Below are 24,629 nucleotides of genomic sequence, written 5' to 3' on the forward strand. Positions count from 1 at the left end.
CACGAAAGGGCGACGTCATCTAAGGCTTACTTGCAAGGCATTCTTGCGTTGAGGAACCCTTAGATGCGCCCTTATTTGTTGCTCTTTCTGCTCTTCCCGGTGTTGGAGCTGTTCGTATTCGTGAAGGTGGCGGGAGCCATCGGTTTTTTCCCGGCCCTGCTGCTGATCATCCTCGGCTCGATGTTCGGCGTGTTCGTGCTGCGCGTCGCCGGGCTGGCCACCGCGCTGCGTGCCCGTGAAAGCCTGAGCCGCGGCGAGCTGCCCGCGCAGACCATGCTCGAAGGCCTGATGTTGGCGCTGGCCGGCGGCCTGCTGATCCTGCCGGGCTTCATCAGCGACGTGGTCGGCCTGCTGATGCTGCTGCCGTTGAGCCGTCGCCTGATCGCCGGCAAGATGCGCCAGCGCGCCGAAGAGCAGGCCATGCGCCAGCGCGCTTTCGCCGACGACCTGCAACCCCGTGGCGGCCCCGCGCCGCGCGAGCCCCTGGGCCGCGAACCGACGGTGATCGAAGGCGAGTTCGAGCACCGCGACACCAAGTGACACCTGTCTCGGCACGGCACCTTCGGGTGCCGTGTCCGTTTCCGGGGCCTGCCTGAGAAAATTTTTCTGCCCCGCCCTTGTAATAAGCTTATGCGCCCTTATGTATCGGTCACCGCAAGGTTTCCGGCGCATCCGCCGGACAGACTTCCGCGTCTCGCACGTCGAGCCGCAACCGGCGCAGGCCGGATTCGTTAAACCCGCCGGGACTACACCGGCCGATGAAAACCACAATTAGGAGAGATCGACAATGAAGCTTCGTCCTCTGCATGACCGCGTCGTTATCCGTCGCAGCGAAGAAGAAAAGAAAACCGCTGGCGGTATCGTCCTGCCAGGTTCGGCTGCTGAGAAGGCCAACCACGGTGAAGTCCTCGCTGTAGGCCCGGGCAAAGCTCTGGAAAGCGGTGAAGTGCGTGCACTGTCCGTGAAGGTCGGCGACAAGGTCGTGTTCGGTCCTTACTCCGGCAGCAACACTGTGAAAGTCGACGGCGAAGACCTGCTGGTGATGAGCGAGAACGAAATCCTCGCCGTCATCGAAGGCTGATAGACCCCGTTCATTTTCCCGCTACCTTAAAGCATTCAAGGAATATCGATCATGGCTGCTAAAGAAGTTAAATTCGGCGATTCCGCCCGCAAGAAAATGCTCGTCGGCGTCAACGTCCTGGCTGACGCGGTAAAAGCGACCCTGGGCCCGAAAGGCCGTAACGTGATTCTCGAGAAGAGCTTCGGCGCTCCGACCATCACCAAGGACGGCGTTTCCGTCGCCAAAGAGATCGAGCTGGAAGACCGCTTCGAGAACATGGGCGCGCAGCTGGTCAAAGACGTTGCCTCCCGTGCCAACGACGACGCCGGCGACGGCACCACCACCGCCACCGTCCTGGCTCAGTCGATCGTCAACGAAGGCCTGAAGGCCGTCGCTGCCGGCATGAACCCGATGGACCTCAAGCGCGGCATCGACAAGGCGACCATCGCCATCGTCGCTGAGCTGAAGAAGCTGTCCAAGCCTTGCGCCGACACCAAGGCCATCGCTCAGGTGGGCACCATCTCCGCCAACTCCGACAACTCCATCGGCGACATCATCGCCGAAGCCATGGAAAAGGTCGGCAAAGAAGGCGTGATCACCGTTGAGGAAGGCTCGGGCCTGGAAAACGAACTGTCGGTCGTCGAAGGCATGCAGTTCGACCGCGGCTACCTGTCCCCGTACTTCGTCAACAAGCCGGACACCATGGTAGCCGAGCTCGACGGCCCGCTGATCCTGCTGGTCGACAAGAAGATCTCCAACATCCGCGAAATGCTGCCAGTGCTGGAAGCCGTCGCCAAAGCCGGCCGTCCGCTGCTGATCGTGGCTGAAGACGTCGAGGGCGAAGCCCTGGCGACCCTGGTCGTGAACAACATGCGCGGCATCGTCAAGGTCGCAGCCGTCAAGGCGCCTGGTTTCGGCGACCGCCGCAAGGCCATGCTGCAGGACATCGCCGTCCTGACCGGCGGCACCGTGATCTCCGAAGAGATCGGCCTGAGCCTGGAAAGCACCACCCTGGAGCACCTGGGCAACGCCAAGCGCGTGACCCTGTCCAAGGAAAACACCATCATCGTCGACGGTGCTGGCGTTCAGGGCGACATCGAAGCCCGCATCGCCCAGATCCGCGCCCAAGTGGCCGAGACTTCCTCGGACTATGACCGTGAAAAACTGCAAGAGCGTCTGGCCAAGCTGTCCGGCGGCGTTGCGGTGATCAAGGTCGGCGCCGGTTCCGAAGTCGAAATGAAAGAGAAGAAAGCCCGCGTTGAAGACGCCCTGCACGCCACCCGCGCAGCCGTCGAAGAAGGCGTGGTGCCTGGCGGCGGCGTTGCGCTGATCCGCGCTCTGGAAGCCATCGGCACCCTCAAAGGCGACAACGCCGACCAGGACGTGGGCATCGCTGTCCTGCGCCGCGCCGTTGAAGCGCCGCTGCGTCAGATCTCCGCCAACAGCGGCGACGAGCCAAGCGTTGTGGTTAACGAAGTCAAGAACGGCAAAGGTAACTTCGGTTACAACGCCGCGACCGGCGAGTACGGCGATATGATCGAAATGGGCATCCTGGATCCGACCAAGGTGACCCGTTCCGCACTGCAAGCGGCATCGTCCATCGGCGGTCTGATCCTGACCACCGAAGCTGCAGTGGCCGACGCGCCGAAGAAAGACGCTCCAGCTGGCGGCGGCATGCCAGACATGGGCGGCATGGGCGGCATGGGCGGCATGATGTAAGCCAGCCTCACCCCTGTACGAAAAACCCCGCCTGCGATGAGCAGGCGGGGTTTTTTATTGCCCGGATTTCAGGTTCACCGGTGTCCGTTGTAGGAGCGAGCCTGCTCGCGAATGGGCCGTGCCAGTCAATGCAGCGCTAACTGGCATGACGCCAATCGCCAGCAGGCGGGCTCCCACAGTGTCTGGCGGTGTCCGCCGATGCGGTTCTCTGTGGGAGCCCGCCTGCCGGCGATGGCGTCGACGGGCGTTGCCTGTCAGGCGTTGGCCGGTTGCGCCGCAGGTGCGGCCTCGGCCCGGACGGCCGGGCGGTACAGCACCCAGTAGTACGACCCCAGGCAAATCAGCCAGCAGAAGATCGCCGTCCACACGTTGTGCGAGAAGAAGTGCGCGCCCTGCATCATCCGGCTGACGGAAAACACCGAACCCAACGCAAACGCGAAGATGAACGCCTGGCGCGCCAGGCGCGGACGCCGGTCGCGCAGTACGAAAAACAGCGCGAACAGGGTGAACCCGGTGGCGGCGTGTCCGCCCGGCCAGCAGCGGCCGGGCTTGTCGGTGTCCGGACGGTGGCTGAGCAGTTTGCTGTAGGTTTCGTGTCCACCGAACTGCTCCAGGCTCCAGGGGCACTGCACGGCGGTGACGGCCTTCATCGGGGTCACGAACGAAGTGGCCAGGCCCAGCGACAGCACCAGGCAACCCAGCTCACGCTTGAACGGCTTGAGGCGCGTCATGAAGAACGCGCCGACGAAACCGAGGACGGCAAACACCGAGAAGGCGATGACCACCTGCTTGGCGCGGTCGTGGAGGATGTTTTCCAGGAAGTAGCTGTGGCGGCCGATGAAGTCGCCGGCGGCCGGATCATAGAACAGCTGCGCCAGATCCATATCCAGATCGGTCAGTTCCAGCAGCACCAGAATGACGGCGGCGGCGACGGGAATGCCGAGGCACAGCCAGAAGTTGAGCGGACGGGGGGTGGGGCGTACAGCGCTTGATGGCATGATGGATCCTGAAACAAGAAAACGCCCCGGCGCATCGGCCCCGGGGCGCTTCGGTTAACGTTCGCTGACTTGCGGCGCACCCTCCTTGGGCGCTTTCCAGCCAAGCAGCTGTTGCGTGAAGCCATGACTGGCGGTTTGGTAATAGGTGATGGCGCGGCCGATCAGCGGGTCGTCGCTGCCCGCGCGGGACTCGCGGCTTTCGCTCAGGGCGTCGTCATGCCGGCGCAGGCCCTGGCGCGGGCTGAGGATCGCCAGATCCTTGCCGTCGAACAGCCCCAGGTGCTGGTAGTTGCCCACCACGACGCGCGGCGGCAACGGGTTGTCCTGCAACAGGTTGCGGCCGAAGAACGTCGATTGGTAATCCAGGTTGAGCAGCCCCAGCAGCGTCGGCGCCAGGTCGATCTGGCTGGCCAGCTGAGCGTCTTCGCGCGCTTGGATCAGCTTGGGCGCGTAGATGAACAGCGGGATCTGATAGTTGTTGATCGGCAAGTCTTCCTTGCCCGCGCTGCCGGCGGTGTGGTCGGCGACGAAGATGAAGATCGTGTCGTCGAACCAGGGCTTCTGCCGCGCCTGTTCCAGGAACTGGCCGATGGCGTAGTCGGTGTACTTCACCGCACCGTCGCGGCCGTTGCCGGACTTGATGTCGATCCGGTTGTCCGGATACGTGTACGGGCGGTGGTTGGAGGTGGTCATCAACTGCAGCAGGAACGGCTGGCCTTTGGCGAAGTCGGCGTCGGCCAGTTTCAGCGTCTGCTTGTACAGATCCTCGTCGGCCATGCCCCAGGCGTTCTTGAAGTGGATCTCGGCCTCGTCGACGCTGCTCTGGTCGACGACACGGTAGCCGTTGCCGCTGAAGAACGCGTTCATGTTGTCGAAATAGCCGCGCCCGCCGTAGACGAACACGCTGTCGTAACCGACGGCGCTCAGTTGCTGGCCGAGGCTGGCGAAGCCGCTCTCGCGGCCGATGCGCTTGACGATGGAACGGCCCGGCGTCGGCGGGATGGCCAGGGTGATGGCCTCCAGGCCGCGGTCGGTGCGGGTGCCGGTGGCGTAGAAGTTGTTGAAGTACAGGCTCTGTTTGCGCAAGGCATCCAGGTTCGGCGTCAGGTTGCGCTCATCGCCGTTGCTGCCCAGGTACTTGGCGCTCAGGCTTTCGATGGTCACCAGCACGATGTTCGTTTTGCGCGGCGTGCCGGGGTTGTCGATCATCCGGCGGATGTCCTGGGGATCCTGGCCGATGAAGCGCGCATTGGGCTCGTTCAGTTCGGCGCGGATCTGCCGGCCGACGGCCTCGGGGGCCAGGCTGCTGTAGAACTGGCCGTAGTCCAGTTCATTGTTGCGGAACGCGGCGAAGAACTGATAAGGGCCGTTGCTCGCCAGTTCGTTCCGGTAGGCGTTGCCGCCCTGGGCGCGGGGGAAACCTTGGCCGAGCAGTTGCAGGCTCAGGCCGGCGACGATCAGCAGGGCCAACGCATTGAACAGGCGTGCGCGCAGCGGCGGCAACGGCGCGTCCAGCGCGGCGTTCAACGGCTTGCGCAGCGCCAGGCTCAGGCCAGCGGCCAGCAGCGCGAGCACGCTGAGCAGGGTGCCGATCGGGTAGGACTCCAGCACGTTGTTCAGCACTTCATCGGAGTACACCAGATAGTCGACCGCGATGAAGTTGAAGCGCACGCCGAACTCGTCCCAGAACAGCCACTCGGCCACGGCGGTGAACAGCATCGCGAACAGGCTGACTGTCAACAGCCCTTGCAGGAACCAGCGATGGCCCCGGCGGCGCCACAGGACCGGCGGGCACAGCAGCAGGTACAGTCCCATCGGCAGCGCCGCATAGGCCAGAAAGCCCAGGTCATAGAGCAGGCCGATGCCGAAGAGGGAAAAGTCGACGCCGCCGGCCTCGTCCAGGTGGGTCAGCAGCAACACTGTCCGGGTCAGGAAGAACACCGCCAGCCAGGCGCCGGTGATCAACAGCAGAAAGCGCATGGGCGCTGTCCTGAAAAAGTCCATTGGCTACCATCCCTACATAAAACGCGGGAGTCTCGCGCTGTCGCTGTCGTCGGCGTGTGAACCGATAGTGAAAATCTCGTTAAAGTCTCGAGTTGCCGCCAAGGCTCTGCCCGGGCGGCGTGCGGCCCTAGCCCTGAGCGGCGCTTGGCCGTAAGCTGCGCGGGCCATGACGGCCGTTTCGGTGTACGGAGGAGGTGCCCATGCGAATTCTTTTGGTTGAGGACAACCGCGATATCCTGGCCAACCTGGCCGATTACCTGGGGCTCAAGGGCTATACCGTCGATTGCGCCCAGGACGGCCTGTCGGGCCTGCACCTGGCGGCCACCGAACACTACGACCTGATCGTGCTCGACATCATGCTGCCGGGCATCGACGGTTACACCCTGTGCAAACGGCTGCGCGAAGACGCGCGCCGTGACACCCCGGTGATCATGCTCACCGCCCGCGACCAGCTCGACGACCGCCTGCAAGGCTTCAAGTCCGGCGCCGACGATTACCTGATCAAACCGTTCGCGTTGTCCGAGCTGGCGGCCCGGGTCGAGGCGGTGATGCGCCGCACCCAGGGCGGCGGCCGCCGTGCCTTGCAGGTCGGCGACCTGAACTACGACCTCGACACACTGGAGGTCACCCGCGAAGGCAAGCTGCTCAAGCTCAACCCGGTCGGCCTCAAGCTGCTCGCGGTGCTGATGCAGAAAAGCCCTCACGTGCTGCGCCGGGAGATCCTCGAAGAGGCGCTGTGGGGCGACGACTGTCCGGACAGCGACAGCCTGCGCAGCCATGTCCACCAACTGCGCCAGGTGATCGACAAGCCGTTCGCCAAGCCGTTGCTGCACACCGTGCACGGCGTGGGATACCGCCTGGCCGAGGGGCGTGATGGAGTTTAAGCAGAGCCTTGCCCAGCGGATCATCATCGCCTTTGCGTTGATGAGCGCACTGGTGGCGGGGGCGTTCGCCATGGGGATCGTCGCGACGGTCCACCTGGTCGAGGAAAAACTGATTTCGGCGGGGCTGGGCGGCGACCTGCAGCGCTTGCTGCTGATGGACAACGTCTCGGACTGGAGCCACCGGCCCGAGCCGGACCAGCTGTTCTACTTCAGCGGCGGACCGGGCGACTTCGAGCTGCCCAAGGACCTGCGCCACCTGGACTCGGGCTTTCACGAAGTCTTTCGCGAGCAGCTGTCATATCACGCCATGGTCGAGATCGTCGACGGCCGGCGCTACGTGCTGCTGCAGGACCAAAGCGATTTCGAAGAGCGCGAGCGCGTGCTGTTCGCCGTGGTGCTGGTGGGCTTCGTGCTCAGCCTGGCGTTGGCGGTGTTCTTGGGCTGGGTGCTGGCGCGCAAGGTGATGGCGCCGGTGGTGCGGCTGGCGCGCCAGGTGCGTCACCGTGATCAGTTGCTCGGCCTGGCGCCGCCGCTGGCGCCGGACTACGCGGCCGACGAAGTGGGCGAACTGGCGGTGGCGTTCGACGCCACCCTCGGGCGGCTGCGCCAGGCGCTGACCCGTGAGCGCCTGTTCACCAGTGACGTGAGCCACGAACTGCGTACGCCGTTGATGGTGCTGGCCAGCTCCTGCGAGCTGCTGCTGGAGAACCCGGGCATCGATCAGCGCGGCCGGGCCCAGGTCGAGCGGATTGCCCGTGCCAGCGAAGAAATGCGCGAACTGGTGCAGACCTTCCTGATGCTGGCCCGGGCCAAGCGCGAAGACGCTGGCGTCTCGCCCCGGCAGAGCCTGGCGCAGGTGGCGGACAGCCTGCTGTGCCTGTGGCGCGAGCCGATCGAGAGCAAGGGGCTCACGTTGATCTTCGAGCCGGGCACCCCGCCGGACACCCTCTACAACGCGACTCTGCTCAACGCGGTGATGGGCAACCTGCTGCGCAATGCGCTGCACTACACCGAACAGGGGTTCATTCGCTTGACCCTCAGCGGCAACGGTTTCGTGGTCGAGGATTCGGGGGTGGGTATCCCCGAAGAGAAACGCGAAGCCATGTTCCAGCCGTTCGTGCGCGGCACCGAAAAGCGCGGCGAAGGCTTGGGGCTTGGGCTCTCGCTGGTGCAGCGGATCTGCGAAAACCAGGGCTGGAGCGTCAATCTGAGCACGATGGAACCCAATGGTTGCCGATTCGAGGTGGACTTGGGACGGACCTGAGCTACAGTGATGGCCCTGAGCTACTGCGGAATGGTTGTAAAACCCTGAAATGTTTTAGGGTTTTACATGACGTTTTTTTCACAAATGGATGACCTGACGCTGACACGGCCCTGCATAAGGTGGCCTCATCAGTAATTCAGGAGTCCTGGTGATGGCCGGCCCGATCAAGCTCGATTTTTCCGAAAAGTACGACGATAACCATGCGCAAAAGTATCTGCGCAAGCATCAGGACGGTCTCGGGCGTCGGTTGTCGCACTGGCGTGACCTGCAACTGGCCCGCAAGGCGCTGACCCTGGTCGGCGAACCGGGGCTGGTGCTGGACCTGCCTTGCGGGGCCGGACGTTTCTGGCCGCTGCTGGCGGAAAAGCCGAACCGGGTGATCATCGGCGCGGACAACTCCGAGTCGATGATCAAGACCGCCATGCAGGCCCAACCGGCCGATGTGGTGAAACGGGTACAACCCTTGCACACATCTGCGTTCGACATTGCCTTGCCTGACAACGCCGTCGACAGCATTTTCTGCATGCGTTTGCTCCATCACATCGGTGAAGCCGAGCATCGACGGGCCATTTTGCGCGAGTTCGAGCGCGTCACCCGTGACAGCGTGGTCGTTTCGTTGTGGGTGGACGGCAATTTCAAGGCCTGGAAACGCAAGCGCGCCGAGCGCAAGCGTGGGCAAGAGGGTTACCAGAACCGCTTTGTGTTACCGGCCGCTACGGTCGAGAAAGAATTTGAAGAGGCGGGTTTCCGCATCCAGGAACAACTGGATTTTATTCCGCTGTATGCCATGTGGCGGGTTTACGTATTACGCAAGAGGTAACGGGATGGCAGTGCATATTGCAGCAGAAACGGAAGTCGCTCCCCAGGATCGCTTCGACTACTACTGGAACCAGCGGGGCGAGTGGGTGGAAGAGCCCAACGTGCGCCGCGGCGGTGAGAGTGGGGTGCAACGGGTCATGGGCCGCGATGGCCAGCTGCTGTATGCCAAACGCCAGACCGGTCACATCTACCGCAGCTTGATGCATCCGTTCGGTCGCCCGACGGTGCTGCGCGAGCGCGATGCGCTGAACGGCGCCAGCGCGCTCGGCGTGCGCGTACCGCAGATCGTGTTCTGCGGCGCCCAGTCTGACCCTGTGCACAAATGGCGTGCGCTGCTGGTGACCAAGTCCCTGGACGGCTTTCTGGAGCTGGAGCAATGGGAAGCCGCCGGCGGCCGCGAGCGCCATGGCGAGGTGGTGTACGAGCGTGTGCTCAAGGACCTGGCCGACAACCTGGCGCGTCTGCACCGGGGCCGTTGGCAGCACAGCTGCATCTACATCAAGCATGTGTTTGTCCGCGTCACCGGTGAAGGCGACGGGGCCCAGGTTGAAGTGGCCCTGATCGATCTCGAGAAATGCCGCCGTCGGCTGACCGCCGGTCGCGCGGCAGCCCATGACATGAAGCAATTGCGTCGCCATTCGTCGTTCAGGGATTCGGACTGGAAAAAACTCGTCTACTTTTATGAGACGGCGTTTGGCAGCGCTATCAAAGGTTTATAGCGATGAAACTAGAAATTGCGCGAGGTTTGTTTTTGGTAGGAGCCTTGGCAGTTGCTTCATTGGCGGTGGCGGCCTGGGAACAGCCACGCATGCAGGTGATCGGCAAATCGGCGGGCGAAGTCCATCGCCCGGTGCCTCGGGTGGTGAAGACCGCCGTGTCGTCTGAACCGGATCATGATTTGTTGCTGTTCATGTTCGGTCTCTCGCAACGGATGAGACCCCAGAGCTGAATTCCCCCGCAGCCTTATGAAAAGGCCTCGCCGACGCGAGGCCTTTTTTTGTGCCTTGTCGCTCCTGTGGTGAGGGAGCGAGCTCCCGGTCACTGTGCCTTGTCGGGCTTGGCCAGGAAGGTGTAGACGCACGGCAGGACGAACAGGGTGAACAAGGTCCCGATGGACATGCCCGTCGCGATCACCGTGCCGATGTCGAAACGGCTGACCGCGCCGGCGCCGCTCGCCAGGATCAACGGCACCATGCCGAACACCATCGCCGCCGTGGTCATCAGCACCGGACGCAGGCGGATGGCCGCCGCTTCCTCCACGGCCTCCCGGGCGCTCAGGCCCTTCTCCTTGCGCAGCAGGTTGGCGAACTCGACGATCAGGATGCCGTGCTTGCTGATCAGGCCGATCAACGTCACCAGCCCGACCTGGGTGTAGATGTTCATGCTCGACCAGCCCAGGAACAGCGGGATCAGCGCGCCGCAGATCGACAGCGGAACCGTGACCAGAATCACCAGCGGGTCGCGGAAGCTCTCGAACTGCGCAGCCAGCACCAGGAAGATGATCGCCAGCGCCAGGGCGAAGGTCACCCACAGCGCGCTGCCTTCCTGCACGTACTGCCGGGAGGAGCCGCCGTAGTCGAAGGCGAATCCGGCGGGGGCCTCTTCCCGGGCGATCTGGCGCACGGTGTCGATGGCTTCGCCCATGCTCACCAGCGGAAACCCGGACAGCTTCGCCGCGTTGAGTTGCTGGAACTGGTTGAGCTGCCGCGGCCTTGCGCGGTCGGTCACCGTGATCAGGGTGGACAGCGGCAGCAGTTCGCCACGGGTGTTCTTCACGTAGTAGTTGTTCAGCCAGTCCGGGTTCTCGCGGTAGGGGCGTTCGACCTGGGCGATGACCTTGTAGCTGCGTCCCTCGATGGTGAAACGGTTGATCTCGGCCTCGCCCAGGAGGGTGGCGAGGGTGCCGCCCAGGTCCTGCATCGACACGCCCATCTGCGCGGCCTTGGCCCGGTCGATGTCGACCACCACTTCCGGCTTGTCGAAGGCCAGATCCAGGTCGACGAAGGCGAATTTGCCGGACTCCGCCGCGCGCTTCTTGATCCGGTCGGCCACCTCCAGCAGCACTTCGTAGTCGTTGGCCGTGTTGATCACGAACTCGAACGGCAGGCCTTCGCCGGTGCCGGGCAGGGAGGGCAGGTTGAAGCCGAAGATCTGCAGGCCGGGAATGCGTTCCAGCTTGCCCTGCACTTCGGGCAGGATCTGCATCTGCGTGCGGTGGCGCTCGTTCCAGGGCTTGAGCAGGAAGCCGCCGATGCCGGTCTGCACGCCGTTGTAGCCGTTGATCTGGAAGGACGAGTAGTACTCGGGGAACTCCTTGAAGATCTTGATGAATTCGTCGGTGTAGGTGTTCAGGTAATCGAGGTTGGTCGGCTGCGGGGCGTTGGCCATCATGAAGATGATGCCCTGATCCTCGTCCGGCGCCAGCTCCGACTTGGTGAACTTGAGCAGCACCGGGATCAGGCACAGCACGATCACCGCGAACACCAGCACCACCGGCCGGGTGTTCAGCGTGCCGTGCAGCAGGCTCTGGTAGCGGCGCTTGAGGCCTTCGAAGATCAGGTCGAGGCGATGGGCCAGGCCGCTGGCGTTCTCGTCGTGGCGCAGCAGCACGGCGCACATCATCGGCGACAGGGTCAGGGCGACGATCCCGGAGATCACCACCGCCCCGGCCAGGGTCAGGGCGAATTCCTTGAACAACGCCCCGGTCAGCCCGGTGAGAAAGCCGATGGGCGCGTACACCGCCGCCAGGGTGATGGTCATCGACACCACCGGCAAGGCGATTTCCCGGGCGCCTTCCAGGGCCGCCTCGAACGGCGTCTTGCCTTCCTCGATGTGGCGGTGGATGTTCTCCACCACGACGATGGCGTCGTCCACCACCAGGCCGATGGCCAGCACCATCGCCAGCAAGGTCAGCAGGTTGATCGAATAGCCCATCATCTGCATGAAGAACATCACGCCGATCATCGACAGCGGGATGGTCACCACCGGGATCACCACCGAACGCAGCGCCCCGAGGAACAGGAACACCACCACGATCACGATCAGCACCGCTTCGAACAGGGTCTTGAGCACTTCGTCGATGGAGGCCTGGATGAACAGCGTGGCGTCGTAGGCGATTTCGCTCTTGAGGTTGGGCGGGAGCTGGGCCTCCAACTGCGGCATGATCTTGCGCACTTCCTTGATCACGTCCAGCGGGTTGGCCGCCGGGGTCGCCTTGATCCCGATGTACACCGACGGCGTGCCGCCGAAGGAACTGATGGAGTTGTAGTTCTCGGCGCCCATCTCGACCCGGGCCACGTCCCGCAGCAGCACCCGGCTGTCGCCGTCGACCTTGAGCGGGATCGCCGCGAAGGCCTCGGCGGACTTCAGCTCGGTGTTGGCGTTGATGCTGGTGACCACATATTCGCCCTTCACTTCGCCTGCGGCGGACAGGAAGTTGTATTGGCGCACGGCGTTGGTCACGTCGCTGGCGCTCAGGCCGAAGCCGGCGAGCTTCACCGGGTCGAGCCACAGGCGCATGGCGAACACCTGGTTGCCGAGGATCTCCGCCTCGGCCATGCCCGGCAGGGTCGCCAGCTTCGGCTGGATCACCCGCGACAGGTAGTCGGTGATCTGCGGATTGCTCAGGTCCTTGCTGAAGAAGCTGATGTACATCAGCGCCGAGGCGTCGGCGGACTCCTTGCTCAGCACCGGGTCCTCGGCGTCCTGCGGCAGCTTGTTCTTCACCTCGTTGGCCTTGGCCAGCAGCTCGGTGAACAGGCGGTCGCTGTTGGAGCCGATGCGCGCGTAGATCGAGATCACCGAGAAGTTCTGGCGGCTGACCGAGGTCATGTAGTCGATGCCCTCGGCGCTCGCCAGGCTCTGCTGCATCGGCTGGGTGATGTAGCCCTGGATGGTTTCGGCGTTGGCGCCGGGGTAGGCGGTGGTCACCGTGATCAGGGCGTTTTCCATCTGCGGGTACTGGCGCAGCGGCAGCTTGCTCCAGGCCTGGAAGCCCAGCAGCACGATCAGCAGGCTCACCACGGTGGCGAGCACCGGGCGACGGATGAACGGGTCGGTAAAGGCCATGGGGTTTCCTTGATCAGTCGGCGCGGCGCGGACTGTTCTGCTCGCCGAGGGTCTTGTCGTCGCTGATGGCGATGTGGGAACCGTTGTCCAGTTTGATCTGGCCGGCCGTCACCACCTGTTCGCCGCTCTGCACGCCCTTGTTGATCATCACCAGGCCGTCACGGCGTTCGCCGGTCTCGATGAACCGCCGTTCGGCGATCAGCACGGGCTGGCCTTTGTCGTCCTTCTCGACGCTGCCGTCCTCGGCCTTCTTCTGCCCGACCACGTACAGCGAGTTGCCGTAGAGGGTGTAGGTGACCGCGCTCTCCGGCACCACCACGTGCTTCTGCGGATCCGGCAACAGCACCTCGACGCTGGTGAACATGCCCGGCAGCAGCTTGCCGTCGGGGTTGGCCAGGGTGGCGCGCACGAGGATGTTGCGGGTGGTGCTTTCCACGATCGGATTGATCGCGCTGATGGTGCCGGGGAAGGTCTGGCCGGGAAACGCCGCGACCGCGATCTGCACCGGTTGGCCGAGGGCCAGCTTCGGTGCCGACTGCTCCGGGACATAGAAGTCGGCGTAGAGGCTGCTCAGGTCCTGCAGGGTGGCGATCTTGGTGCCGCTGGCGAGGTAGTCGCCGACGTCGACCTGGCGGATGCCGATGGTGCCGCTGAACGGCGCGGCGATGCGTTTCTTCGCCAGCGCCGCGTTGAGCTGGTTGACCGTGGCCTTGTTCTTTTGCAGTTGCGCCGAGAGCCGGTCGTATTCGCCCTTGGAGATGGCGCTGCTGCCGACCAGCTGGCTGCCGCGGCCGAAGTCCAGCTGCGCCAGGCCCAGATCGGCCTTGGCGGTTTCGAGCAGGGCGGACTCCACCGCGCTGTCGAGCTGCAGCAGCGGCTGTCCGGCCTTGACCTTCTGCCCGGACTCGAACTTGAGCTCGGTGACGGTGCCGTTGGTCTCCAGCCTCAGTTCGACGCCCTGCAGCGCCTTGAGCGTGCCGACGGTGGGCAGGCGCATCTGCCACGGGCGCTCGGCGGCGGTGGCGACGGCGACGCTGATCGGCGGTTTCGGCTTGGCGAAACCCTGGATCATCGTGTAGATGGTGAAGGCCTTGTAGCCGGCCAGCGCCAGGACGATCAGCAGTACGACACCCAACATCTTCAGCATGCGGCGACGCAGCATATTCCAGTTCCTTGGAGAAAATCAGGCGAGACAGGCGGGCACATTACTCCGAGTCCGGCAGGGATTCCAACTGCCAGTTTTTACAGGGTATGAGGGGAGAGGAGACAACGGGGAAGCGCCGCCGGCGGGGCCGGCGGCGGCAGGCTTCATGCCATCAGGTGCAGATGGTTGTCCCAGAGCCCCGCGGGCAGATCCAGCGGTTTGGCCAGGAGTTCGTCCTGGCGGCAATCGTAGTAGCGGCAGCGTCCCTGACCCGAGGTCACGACGAAGCCGTCCTTCACCGCGCCGACCCCGGCGCAGTCCGGCAGCGGCGCGTCGAGGCGCACCTCGCCGCTGTCCAGGTCCCAGATGAAGAAGCGGTTGCCGCGCGGGGCGGTCAGCGCCACCAGCCGCAAGTCGCTGTGCACGGCGACGCTGGCGGTGTAATGTCCCATGGACTGCAACTGGTGGTCCGGCACCGGGAACGCCACGAACGGCTGGCCCGGACGCTTGATCGCCAACAGTTCCGAGCGCTCCTGCGAGGGGCCCATGAACTGCTGGCCGGCGACGATGGTGCCGTCGCTGGCGATGCCCAGGTGACGCACGCTGTTCATTTGCTGGGCGAGGGTTTCCTTGCTCAGCAGCGTGCCGTCGCGGCGCATCAGCACCAGGCTCGGCTCCATGGCGTCGAGGTTCATGTCCACCCGGCTTTCGGCCTCGGTGCGGATGCCGCCGTTGGCCACCACCAGGGTTTCGCCGTCGGGCATCCAGGACACCTGATGCGGCCCCAGGCCATGGGTGGAGATCTCGCCGCTGTGCACCAGCCGTTCGCCCTCGAACCGGTACACCCCCAACAGGCCGCGGCCCGGGTCGGTGGTGTCGTTTTCGGTGGCGTAGAGGTAGTCGCCGCTGTGGTGGATCACCGCGTGGCCGTAGAAATGCCGGTTCGGCTGCGAGGTCACGGTCTGCAGCAATGCACCGTCGTGCAGGTCGATCAGGTAGCTCTCGGTGCCCGGGCGGCGGGCGACGAACAGCGCGATCGGCAGCGTCGGGTGGTTGATGATGTCGTGGCAGCGCTGGCCGACTTCGGTGGCGAACAGCCGGGTGCCGTCCAGGCGGTAGCCGACGGCGTAGTGGCGGCCGTCGGCGTCGTCCCGGGCCGACAGCAGCAGCGGGCTTTGCTCCTTGCGTTTGAACAGCGTCCAGCCGCCCAGCGTCACTGCTCCCAGCAGCAAACTACCTAAAGTCAGAGCCTGGCGTCGCAGCATGGCACGTGCCCTCATCAGTCACCGTCGTTGGCGTTGAAGCCCAGTTGGATGCCCAGCGCCTTGGCCAGCTCGCCTTCGTGCAGGCGGTGGACGACGTTGAGGCTGTCGTAGATGTCGTTGAGCTGCTGGCGGCCGGCGTCGTCGCCGAGCATTTCGGTCAGCGAGCGCTGGGTGCTGCCGAACAGCTTGAGCGAGGCGGCGTAGGCGGCGTCGATCTTGTCCGCCAACGGCTTCTGCTCGGCCGGCAACAGGCCGCGCAGGCCTTTGTTGTCGACGCCTTCCCAGACGGTCTTGGCGGCGGCGAGGCTGGCTTCCATCGCCGTCAGCGACGACTGGCTGCGCCACGCATCGGCCTGGAACGGCTGCGGCACACCCTTGGTCTGGCGGCCCATCGGCGTGCCGAGCTTTTTCTTCAGGGTGTCGAGGGCGGTGACCTGCACCCGCAGCAGATCGGCGATCGCTTCGTGGGAGTCGGCGTAGCGCTGGTTGGGGAACTTGCTCATCTGCGCGAGCATGCCGTCGGTGTTGTTCCAGGTCTGCAGGATCTCTTCGGCCAGTTGCTTCTGGCGCTCGCCGATGGCCACCAGCAGCGGGCAGTACTTGGCTTTCTGGGCGGCGTCGGCCACGTCAGGCTTGCTGTCGAACAGGATGTACTCGTAGGCCGACAGGCCCTGCACCACGACGCTGGACTTGGCCAGGGCGGCGGCGTCGATCTGCGGCTGGGCGGCGACGAGCTGCTCGACCTGGCGGCCGACGAGGTTCTTCTTGTCCGGCCAGAACTGCACCTGCCATGCGCGGTTGCCCTCGGCCAGCGGGCCGATCAGCAGCGGCTGCAGCTCGGCCCAGGCCTTCTGCGCGTGGAGGAAGTCGGCGCGGGCGGTGTCCAGGGTCTCTTTGCCCTGGCAGTAGGCGAGGGCGCTGATGGCGAGTTGCTTGTCGGCCTCGACCCAGCGGGTGTAGGTCGGCAGGATCACCGATTTGGCGATGGCCGCCGAAGTGACCGCTTGCGGATCCTGCGGCGAGCACGCGCCCAGGGCCAGGGCGGCAAGGCTGGTGAACAACAGCTTGGGACGGAACATGTCGGGCTCCCGATTCTTTTAAGTGTTTAAAGTGAGTTCAGAAACGCCAGCAGCGCGGCGCGCTGCTCGGCGTTGAAAGACAAAACCTGTTGCTGCGCCTTCTGCGCTTCGCCGCCGTGCCAGAGCACGGCTTCGAGCAGGTCGCGGGCGCGGCCGTCGTGCAGGAACCGGGTGTGGCCGCTGACCGTCTGCGTCAGGCCGATGCCCCACAGCGGCGGGGTGCGCCATTCGCGGCCGCTGGCTTGGAATTCGGTACGGTGGTCGGCCAGGCCTTCGCCCATGTCATGCAGCAGCAGATCGCTGTAGGGGCGGATCACCTGATTGGCCAGCTCAGGTTCCGCCGCATCGGCAGCGGTGGTGTACTTGGGCGTGTGGCAGGACTGGCAGCCGGCCTGGAAGAACAGGCTCTTGCCGGCCAGCACTTGCGGGTCGTCGACGCCGCGCCGCGCCGGGACGGCCAGGTTGCGGCTGTAGAACAGCACCAGGCGCAGGATGTTGTCGCTGACTTCCGGCTCGCCGTCCGGGCCGTTGCCGTTCGGCGCCTGTTTGCAGGCGGCTTGCGCGTCGGTGCAGTCATCGAAGGGTCTCAGGCTAGTGGTGAGGCCCATGTCACCCGAGAACGCGTGAACGTTTTGTTGATTGAGGCTCGGTTGCCCGGCTTTCCAGCCGAAGCGGCCCAGGACGGTCTTTTGCTGCGCGTCGTCCCAGACCCGGTTCGGCCGGCCGCTGATGCCGTTGCCTTCTTTGGCCTGGGCGGCGGCGTTGGCGAGGATCGCGTCCTCGGGGATCGCTTCGAGCAGGCCGAGACCGATCATCGGCGGGGCGACCCGGGCCGAGAAGCGGGTGTCGGGGTGCATCGGGCCGTAGCCGAGTTGGGTGAGCTGCAGGACGGGCTGCTGCAGTTCGACTTCGGTGCCGTCCGCAAAGCGCACCGGCACCGGGGTGTATTCGACCCGCACCTTGCCTTCCGGCGCGACGCCGGGCACGGCCATGTCCTGGAACTGGCCGCCGTAGACCGGCTCCGGCACCACGCCGGTCTGTTCGATGACCTTGGCGAATTCCGGCGCATCGGGGATCGACAGGCGCACCAGCATCGACACCGCATTGACCGCGTCGGGCGCAGGCGGGTGGCCGCGGCCGTCCTTGATGTGGCAACCCTGGCAGGCATTGGTGTTGAACAGCGGGCCGAGGCCGTCGCGGGCGGTGGTGGTCGACGGCGCGATCACCCAGGGGCTGCGGAAGAAGCTGTTGCCGACGCTGAAGTCCACCCGGCGCGACGGCGGCAGGTTGGCCGACGGCAGGGAAAACGCGTTCCGGTCGCTCTTGTTCACGGTAGCGCTGCCGCCCGAGCGGGCTTCGCCCGGTTCGGCCTTGGTGAAGCGCGGGGCGTCATCGCAGGCACTCAGGCCCAGGGCCAGACACAGTGCGGACAAGCGAAGAGGCAGCGAGGGCATCAGACTTCCTGCGGCAGCGGCAATTTTGAAGGCGCAAAGTCTAACAGGGCGAGGGGGATTGAATAAGAGGAATTATCGTTTGCTTGATGTGGGGCAAACAAAAAAAGGCGACCCGAAGGTCGCCTCTTTCATTCGTGCAACGCGGATCAGAACTCGTGGTCGGCGTTGTCCGGGTTCAGGTCGCTGATGCCCAGTTTGCCGGCGGCGGCCTCGATCGAACCGGTCTGCTTGACCAGGGATGCGATGGCGTCACGCACGATCTGGTTGCCGGCGGTGTTGCCGGCGGCGATCAACTGGTCGTAGTGCTCGCCCTTGTTGGCGTGATCGACCATGACCTGGATCTTGGCTTCGGTGGCGGCCAGATCGTTCTTCAGGGCGGTGTCGGCGGCCGGGTCGGCCTTGGCCACCAGGGACGACAGGCTCGGGCCGGTCATCTTGGTGCCGTCGACGCGGGTGTACTCGCCCAGGTAGACGTTGCGCACGCCCTTGGCGTCGTAGAAGTGCGAGTTGTGGGTGTTGTCGCTGAAGCAGTCCTGCTCGTCTTCAGGAGAGTTGGCCTCCAGGGACACCTTCATGCGCTCGCCCGCCAGTTCGCCGAGGGACAGGCTGCCCATGCCGAACAGCATCTTGCGCAGGCCGGCTTCGGCCGGTTCGGCTTCCAGGGTGGCGCGGTAGTTGTCGGCCACGTTCGGCTTCCAGTTGCCGACCATTTCTTCCAGGTCGCTGACCAGCAGTTGGGTCACGGCCTTCAGGTAGGCGCGGCGACGGTCATTGTGGCCGCCGGTGGCGCCGGCGCCTTCCAGGTAGTCCGAGGCCGGACGGTTGCCGGCGCCCGGGCCGGTGCCGTTCAGATCCTGGCCCCACAGCAGGAATTCGATGGCGTGGTAGCCGGTGGCGACGTTGGCTTCGGAGCCGCCCAGCTCGTTCAGGCTGGCGAGCTTCTCCGGGGTGATGTCCTTGACGTCGACCTTGTCTTCGCCGATCTGGATCTCGGTGTTGGCGATGATGTTGGCGGTGGCGCCCGGGTTGCCCAGAGCGTGCTCGTAGGACTTGTCGACGTAGTCGATCAGGCCTTCGTCCAGGGGCCAGGAGTTCACCTGGCCTTCCCAGTCGTCGATGATGGTGTTGCCGAAGCGGAACACTTCACTCTGCAGGTAAGGCACGCGGGCGGCGACCCAGGCGGCCTTGGCGGCTTTGAGGGTGTCGGCGTTCGGCTTGGCCAGGAAGGCGTCGATGGCGGTCTGCAGGGTCTTGGCGGTGGATTCGGCATCGCTGTAGACGGCGTAGACGATGTCGGCGTAGTGCGAGACGACCGCTTTGCCTGCGGCTTCGTCGACTTTGCCGGTGACGGCCGGAGCAGGAGCGGCGGCAGTGCTGGCGGCCGGAACCGGCGCCTGGGCGGCCGCCTTTTCTTTGTCTTTGCCTTCGCCGCAACCGGCGAGGGAAATAGCGATGGCCAGCAGACTGGCGGTAGCCAGAGGCATACGAATCATGGCAAACATCCTGCTTCGGTGATTGAGTGGACTGGCGCGGAGCGCGCGCAAAACTGCGACATAATGCAAATCTTTCGCATTATGTGTAAAGGGCCGTGACTGGAAATATTTCTTGTTTGCGCAGGGTTTTCGCAGGATCTGTCGCTGGGGGCGGCACGGCCGCCTCGGCGCCGGGTTTCAGAGGATGGCCGCGTTGCTGCGCTGGGCTTGCTTGAGGTAGACGCCCAGTTCCCGGGCCGGCAGCGGCTTGCTGTAGTGGTAGCCCTGGCCTTCGTGGCAGCCCTCGGAAATGATGTAGGTCTCCTGCTCGGCGGTCTCCACGCCCTCGGCGATCACCTGCATGCCCAGGCTTTTGCCCAGCTGGATGATGGCGCGCACGATGGTCGCGTCATCGTCGTCGTCCAGCAGGTCCTGCACGAAGCTCTTGTCGATCTTGATCTTGTCCAGCGGCAGGCTCTTGAGATAGCTCAGCGAGGAGTAGCCGGTGCCGAAGTCGTCGATGGCGATCAGCGCCCCGGAGCGGCGCAGGCTCAGCAGGTGCTGGGCGGCGGTGCTGATGTCTTCCATCAGGCCGGTCTCGGTGACTTCCAGCTCCAGGCTGCGCGGCGGCAGGCGGTAGATCTGCAGCAGGTTGTTGACCACCCGCGGCAGCTCGGCGTGGTGCAGTTGCACGGTGGACAGGTTGACCGCCATGCGCAGGTCGGCGAAGCCCTGGTCATGCCATTCGCGCAGCTGCTTGCAGGCCTGGTCCAGCACCCATTCGCCGATGGCGATGATGGTGCCGTTCTGCTCGGCCAGCGGAATGAACAGGTCCGGCGGCACCAGCCCGTGTTCGGGGTGCTGCCAGCGGATCAGCGCTTCGACGCCGACCACCCGGTGGTCGCGGTAGCTGATCTGCGGCTGGTAGACGAGGTGGAACTGGCCGCGCAGCAAGGCGTCGCGCAGGTCCTTTTCCAGTTCGCGGCGCCGGCGCATTTCGCTGTCGACGCTGGCGATGTAGAACTGATAGCGGTTGCGCGAGCGGGTCTTGGCCAGGGTCATGGTCTGCTCGGCTTTCTGCAGCAGCTTCTCGGTGCTGTCGCCGTCCTCGGGGAACAGGGTGATGCCGATGGTCGCCCGCAGGCGGATTTCCTGATGGTCGAGGGCGAACGGCGCTTCGAGGTCGTCGAGGATGCTTTGCGCCAGCTCCGCCGCCTCGTAGGGCTGCTCGATGTCGGCCTGCACCAGGGCGAACTGGTCGCCGCCCAGGCGGGCGAGGGCGCCGAGGCGTCCGCTGTGGCCGCGCAGGCGGTCGGCCAGGGCCAGCAGCAACTGGTCGCCGGTCTGGTAGCTGAACTGCTCGTTGATGCCCTTGAAGTCGTCCAGGCCTACGCACAGCACCGCGACCCGGCGCTGCAGCTTGCCGGCGTCGACGAGGATCTTGTCCAGTTGCTGCTGCAGTTGCTGGCGGTTCGGCAGGCCGGTGAGGAAGTCGTACTGGGCCATGCGCAACAGGCTGTTTTCCGCTTCGTGGCGCAGGTGGGTGTTGCGTTCGATGGATTCGAGCAACTGGTTGGCGGTGTTGATCCAGATGCCCAGTTCGTTCTTCTCGTGGCCCTTGAGCTGCGGGATCTTGTGTTCGCTGGGGCGGTCGGGGTTGATTTCGGTCAGGTGCTCGATGATCCGCGACAGCGGCTTGGTCAGCAGCCAGTGATAGACCAGGTACAGCACCAGGCCCATGGCGAGGGCGCGCAGCACGCCGGAAATGAAGATGATCACTGAACTGACGATGAAGCCCTGGCCGTAGGTGGCGGTGTCGAGGGTGATGCTCAGGTCGCCGTAGTACTCGCTGTAGGGCCCGCGTCCCACCAGTTGGGTGGTGAACGTGCGTTCCTGGCCGAGGATCAGGTCGGTCAGCCAGCGGCTGTTGGACTGCTGCAGTTCCCGGGACTTCTGCGCGAGCATGGCTTCGTTGGGATGGCCGATGGACGCCTGACGCACGGCATCGTCCTGGAACAGGCCTTCGATCACCTGCATGCCCATCTCCTTGTCCAGGCTGTAGACCGCCTGGGTGGAAGGATCGCGGAACATGTCGAGGATGCGCTCGGCATCGCCGGCGACGGCCTGGCGTGTCTTATAGGCATCGAAGACGATCTGCGCGCAGCTCAAGACCACGCCGACGATCAATGCCGACAGAAGCACGACCCGGAGCAACTTCACCGACAAGCTGTTCTTGAGTTCCAGCTTCAAAGGGTTATTCCTTGTTCCGTGCGGGTAGCGTCAAGTTGCCATGAGTATTGGCAATCCGTTGTTGGCAGTCAAAGGGACAATCGGGCCGCGGGACATTTGTCCGTGGGCTTGGCCGGAATGCTGCCGTCTGGAGTCTTTGCCCTAGTGACACTGTGTCGGTTGGTACGACCTCCAACTTGAGGAACGGCGGTACAAATTTTCCTCTGTCTGATGTTAGTCCTCCGTGGCTTCGGGGCAAGGGGGCAGGGGCGGGTTTCATGGCGGGAAACGGCACCGGCTGTGACGCAGTGCCCGTTGCAGGCATAAAAAAACCCGGCCGTGGCCGGGTTCTTTCTGTCTGGCGTGCAGCTTAAGCGGTGAAGGTCTTGCCTTCGAACTGCTCGGCCACGAACTTCCAGTTGACCAGGTTCCAGAACGCCTCGACGTACTTGGGACGCAGGTTGCGGTAGTCGATGTAGTAGGCGTGTTCCCAGACGTCGCAGGTCAGCAGCGGGGTGTCGCCGTTGGTCAGCGGGTTGCCGGCGCCGATGGTGCTGGCCAGGGCCAGGGAACCGTCAGCCTTCTTCACCAGCCAGCCCCAGCCGGAGCCGAAGGTGCCGATCGAGGTCTTGCTGAACTCTTCCTTGAACTTGTCGAACGAACCGAAAGCGGCGTTGATCGCTTCGGCCAGTGCGCCGGTCGGTTGACCGCCGGCGTTTGGTGCCAGGCAGTTCCAGTAGAAGGTGTGGTTCCAGACCTGGGCTGCGTTGTTGAAGATGCCGCCCGAGGAAGTCTTGACGATCTCTTCCAGGGTCTTGCCTTCGAACTCGGTGCCCGGCACCAGGTTGTTCAGGTTCACGACGTAGGTGTTGTGGTGCTTGTCGTGGTGGAACTCCAGGGTTTCCTTGGAAATGTGCGGCTGCAGGGCATCGTGGGCGTAAGGCAGCGGCGGCAATTCGAAAGCCATGATGATTCTCCTAATCAGGTCTGTTGCGGTGAGCGCAAGGCCGATCACGGGCGGCCGGAAATGCACCGGCGAGTTTTTACTCTTTGCGGCGCAGGGTTCGGATCATAGCACCGGGGGTGCGGCTTAACCACGCAACAACTGTGTGGGATAGAGGTTCCAGAGCCTTTCGCTATAAATCACGAAGCCAGGATCAGTTGTCCCGCCACCGCGAACATCATGACCGCCACCGTCAGGTCGAGGATCCGCCAGGTGCCGGGCCGCGCCAGCCACGGCGCCAGCCATGCCGCGCCCAGCGCCAGGGCGAAGAACCACAGCAGCGAAGCGCTGGCGGCGCCGACCACGTAAGCGCCCGGCACCGATTGCTGGGCGCCGAGGGAGCCGATCAGCAGCACCGTGTCCAAGTAGACGTGGGGGTTGAGCAGCGTCACCGCCAGCGCGCTGAGCATTACCGCCCGCAGCGAACGCACGGTCTGGTTCTCGCCCTGTTGCAGGCTCTGTTTCGAACAGGCCCGGCGCAGCGCCTGGCTGCCGTACCAGATCAGGAAGGTTGCGCCGCCCCAGCGGGCGACGGCGAGCAGCGTCGGGTTCTGCGCCAGGATCGTGGCCAGGCCGAACACGCCGGCGGCCACCAGGATGGCATCGCAGGCCACGCACAGCGCCGCCACCGGCAGGTGATGCTCACGCCGCAGGCTCTGGGCGAGCACGAAGGCGTTCTGGGTGCCGATCGCCATGATCAGGCCGAAGGCCACCAGCAGGCCGTTCACATAGCTTTGCCACATATCGGGTCACTCCGCGTTGGCTGCGAGGTCGCGCAGGGTCTGCATGGCGCGCTCGGCGTCGGCCTGGCCGACGAACAAATGGTCGTGGTAATAGCCGGCGATCACGTTGCAGCTGATGCCGGCCTTGCCCAGCGCCGTGGAGAAGGCAGCGGTGAGGCCGACGGCTTCGAGCGCCGAGTGCACGTTGAGGGTGATCCACGCGGCGACGTAGTCGAAGCTCAAACCGGCCCGCACCGCGTGGGAACGTTCCAGGATCACCGTCAGGCCTTCCTGCTCGCGGAAACTGCCGACGATCTCCAGGTCGCTGGGCAAGCGGCCGTCGCGCAGGGTGCAGAACACGTATTCGCCGGGGTTGAGCTGCGGGCTCATGCTGCGCAGCAGGGTGGTCAACGAGGTTTCGCCCGCCATGGAAAGGATCCTTGATAAAGAGTGCGTGCTGGCTATTCTCCCGGCTGACGCTGTATAAGAAAAACCAATAGTGCTGATCGCTCATTAGGAAAACTGATGTTCGACTACAAATTGCTTTCTGCGTTGGCGGCGGTGGTGGAACAGGCCGGATTCGAACGGGCGGCCCAGGTGCTGGGCCTGTCCCAGTCGGCGATTTCCCAACGGATCAAACTGCTGGAGGCCCGGGTCGGGCAGCCGGTGCTGGTGCGCGGCACGCCGCCCTCGCCGACGGAGATCGGCCGGCGCCTGCTCAACCATGTGCAGCAGGTACGTTTGCTGGAGCGCGACCTGCAGAGCCTGGTGCCGGCGCTGGACGAAGAAGGCCTGCCGGAACGCCTGCGCATCGCCCTGAACGCCGACAGCCTGGCCACCTGGTGGGCCGAGGCGGTCGGCGACTTCTGCGCCGAGCAGCATCTGTTGCTGGACCTGGTGGTGGAGGACCAGACCGTCGGCCTCAAGCGCATGCGCGCCGGGGAAGTGGCGGCCTGCGTGTGCGCCAGCGAACGGCCCGTGGCGGGCGCCCGCAGTGTGCTGCTCGGTGCGATGCGCTACCGTGCGCTGGCCAGCCCGGCGTTCATCGAGCGCCACTTCCCGGACGGCGTGCGCGCCGAGCAATTGCCGCGCACCCCGGCGCTGGTGTTCGGCCCGGACGATTTCCTGCAGCACCGTTACCTCGCGTCCCTCGGCGTGGACGGCGGTTTCGAGCATCATTTGTGCCCCTCGTCCGAAGGCTTCATCCGCCTGACCGAGGCGGGCCTGGGCTGGGGGCTGGTGCCGGAACTGCAAGTACGCGAGCAACTGGAGCGCGGCACATTGCGCGAACTGTTGCCGGATAAACCGATCGATGTGCCGTTGTACTGGCATCATTGGCGCAACGGCGGGCAGTTGCTCGGGCTTCTGACCGATCAACTGGTGCGCTCGTCGCCCAAATGGCTGGTGCCGTCGGGCTGACGGGCAGCGTCAAGACACACGAATCA

General features: G+C 64.6%; 21 protein-coding genes. 9 read left to right on the top strand and 12 right to left on the bottom strand.

The annotated features are described in order from the left end of the window. The first annotated feature begins 63 nt into the window (after positions 1 to 63). From CAG29_RS04330 to groL, 3 genes are all read left to right on the top strand, one after another. Positions 64 to 540, top strand: coding sequence for an FxsA family protein (locus CAG29_RS04330; RefSeq protein ID WP_085580272.1), 477 nt, complete (start codon positions 64 to 66; stop codon positions 538 to 540). Positions 541 to 787: 247 nt separating this feature from the next. Continuing rightward, positions 788 to 1,081, top strand: coding sequence for a co-chaperone GroES (locus CAG29_RS04335; protein WP_085580273.1), 294 nt, complete (start codon positions 788 to 790; stop codon positions 1,079 to 1,081). A gap of 51 nt (positions 1,082 to 1,132) precedes the next feature. Next, positions 1,133 to 2,779, top strand: a complete 1,647-nt coding sequence (groL, locus tag CAG29_RS04340) for a chaperonin GroEL (RefSeq protein WP_085580275.1) — start codon at positions 1,133 to 1,135, stop codon at positions 2,777 to 2,779. A 254-nt stretch (positions 2,780 to 3,033) separates the two neighbouring features. On the opposite strand, the gene CAG29_RS04345 is transcribed toward groL, so the two are convergent. After that, on the bottom strand, positions 3,034 to 3,777 hold the full coding sequence (locus tag CAG29_RS04345; protein ID WP_085693895.1) for a phosphatase PAP2 family protein: 744 nt from the start codon (positions 3,775 to 3,777) through the stop codon (positions 3,034 to 3,036). A 54-nt stretch (positions 3,778 to 3,831) separates the two neighbouring features. Beyond that, positions 3,832 to 5,781 carry an LTA synthase family protein gene (locus CAG29_RS04350; RefSeq protein WP_085693896.1) on the bottom strand — a complete coding sequence of 650 codons (1,950 nt, stop codon included), beginning with the start codon at positions 5,779 to 5,781 and terminating at the stop codon, positions 3,832 to 3,834. A gap of 200 nt (positions 5,782 to 5,981) precedes the next feature. On the opposite strand from CAG29_RS04350, the gene colR reads away from it, so the two are divergent. The 5 genes from colR (at position 5,982) to CAG29_RS04375 (ending at position 9,697) form a co-directional block, all read left to right on the top strand. Next, the gene (gene colR / locus CAG29_RS04355) at positions 5,982 to 6,665 is read left to right on the top strand and encodes a two-component system response regulator ColR (protein WP_085580282.1); all 684 of its coding nucleotides are present in this window, start codon (positions 5,982 to 5,984) and stop codon (positions 6,663 to 6,665) included. Then, complete coding sequence (locus CAG29_RS04360; RefSeq protein WP_085580284.1) at positions 6,655 to 7,929, top strand: HAMP domain-containing sensor histidine kinase; 1,275 nt, start codon at positions 6,655 to 6,657, stop codon at positions 7,927 to 7,929. The genes colR and CAG29_RS04360 overlap by 11 nt, the downstream gene beginning before the upstream one ends. 151 nt (positions 7,930 to 8,080) lie before the next feature. After that, positions 8,081 to 8,749 (top strand): class I SAM-dependent methyltransferase, encoded by a 669-nt coding sequence (locus CAG29_RS04365; RefSeq protein ID WP_085580286.1) that lies wholly within the window; start codon positions 8,081 to 8,083, stop codon positions 8,747 to 8,749. 4 nt (positions 8,750 to 8,753) lie between these two features. Further along, positions 8,754 to 9,467 carry a lipopolysaccharide kinase InaA family protein gene (locus tag CAG29_RS04370; protein WP_085693897.1) on the top strand — a complete coding sequence of 238 codons (714 nt, stop codon included), beginning with the start codon at positions 8,754 to 8,756 and terminating at the stop codon, positions 9,465 to 9,467. Positions 9,468 to 9,469: 2 nt separating this feature from the next. Continuing rightward, positions 9,470 to 9,697: a hypothetical protein gene (locus tag CAG29_RS04375; RefSeq protein ID WP_085580290.1), complete on the top strand. Its 228-nt coding sequence runs from the start codon at positions 9,470 to 9,472 to the stop codon at positions 9,695 to 9,697. Between the two features lie 89 nt (positions 9,698 to 9,786). Here the strand turns inward: CAG29_RS04375 and CAG29_RS04380 are convergent, their stop codons facing one another. From CAG29_RS04380 to CAG29_RS04425, 10 genes are all read right to left on the bottom strand, one after another. Further along, positions 9,787 to 12,816: a multidrug efflux RND transporter permease subunit gene (locus CAG29_RS04380; RefSeq protein ID WP_085580292.1), complete on the bottom strand. Its 3,030-nt coding sequence runs from the start codon at positions 12,814 to 12,816 to the stop codon at positions 9,787 to 9,789. 13 nt (positions 12,817 to 12,829) lie between these two features. Then, positions 12,830 to 13,978, bottom strand: coding sequence for an efflux RND transporter periplasmic adaptor subunit (locus CAG29_RS04385; protein WP_085693898.1), 1,149 nt, complete (start codon positions 13,976 to 13,978; stop codon positions 12,830 to 12,832). Between the two features lie 146 nt (positions 13,979 to 14,124). Continuing rightward, positions 14,125 to 15,225: a DUF1513 domain-containing protein gene (locus tag CAG29_RS04390; protein WP_085693899.1), complete on the bottom strand. Its 1,101-nt coding sequence runs from the start codon at positions 15,223 to 15,225 to the stop codon at positions 14,125 to 14,127. A gap of 14 nt (positions 15,226 to 15,239) precedes the next feature. Beyond that, positions 15,240 to 16,304 carry an imelysin family protein gene (locus tag CAG29_RS04395; RefSeq protein WP_085580299.1) on the bottom strand — a complete coding sequence of 355 codons (1,065 nt, stop codon included), beginning with the start codon at positions 16,302 to 16,304 and terminating at the stop codon, positions 15,240 to 15,242. Between the two features lie 26 nt (positions 16,305 to 16,330). Further along, on the bottom strand, positions 16,331 to 17,758 hold the full coding sequence (locus CAG29_RS04400; RefSeq protein WP_085693900.1) for a di-heme oxidoredictase family protein: 1,428 nt from the start codon (positions 17,756 to 17,758) through the stop codon (positions 16,331 to 16,333). A gap of 146 nt (positions 17,759 to 17,904) precedes the next feature. Further along, entirely contained in the window at positions 17,905 to 19,251 is a 1,347-nt protein-coding gene (locus tag CAG29_RS04405; protein WP_085580303.1) for an imelysin family protein, read from the bottom strand. A gap of 177 nt (positions 19,252 to 19,428) precedes the next feature. Further along, a complete protein-coding gene (locus CAG29_RS04410; RefSeq protein ID WP_085580305.1) occupies positions 19,429 to 21,480 on the bottom strand; it encodes a bifunctional diguanylate cyclase/phosphodiesterase in 2,052 nt (683 codons plus the stop codon). Between the two features lie 349 nt (positions 21,481 to 21,829). Continuing rightward, a complete protein-coding gene (locus tag CAG29_RS04415) occupies positions 21,830 to 22,426 on the bottom strand; it encodes a superoxide dismutase (RefSeq protein ID WP_008022038.1) in 597 nt (198 codons plus the stop codon). Between the two features lie 176 nt (positions 22,427 to 22,602). After that, on the bottom strand, positions 22,603 to 23,205 hold the full coding sequence (locus CAG29_RS04420) for a LysE/ArgO family amino acid transporter (protein WP_085580307.1): 603 nt from the start codon (positions 23,203 to 23,205) through the stop codon (positions 22,603 to 22,605). Between the two features lie 6 nt (positions 23,206 to 23,211). Then, positions 23,212 to 23,613: an ACT domain-containing protein gene (locus CAG29_RS04425; RefSeq protein WP_085693901.1), complete on the bottom strand. Its 402-nt coding sequence runs from the start codon at positions 23,611 to 23,613 to the stop codon at positions 23,212 to 23,214. A 96-nt stretch (positions 23,614 to 23,709) separates the two neighbouring features. Here CAG29_RS04425 and CAG29_RS04430 point away from each other — a divergent pair, with 96 nt between their 5' ends. Continuing rightward, positions 23,710 to 24,603 carry a LysR family transcriptional regulator ArgP gene (locus tag CAG29_RS04430; protein ID WP_085580311.1) on the top strand — a complete coding sequence of 298 codons (894 nt, stop codon included), beginning with the start codon at positions 23,710 to 23,712 and terminating at the stop codon, positions 24,601 to 24,603. The last annotated feature ends 26 nt before the right edge of the window (positions 24,604 to 24,629 follow it).

This window comes from Pseudomonas sp. B7(2017) (assembly GCF_002112745.1).
In the GTDB taxonomy this organism is placed as follows: Bacteria; Pseudomonadota; Gammaproteobacteria; order Pseudomonadales; family Pseudomonadaceae; genus Aquipseudomonas; species Aquipseudomonas ekonensis.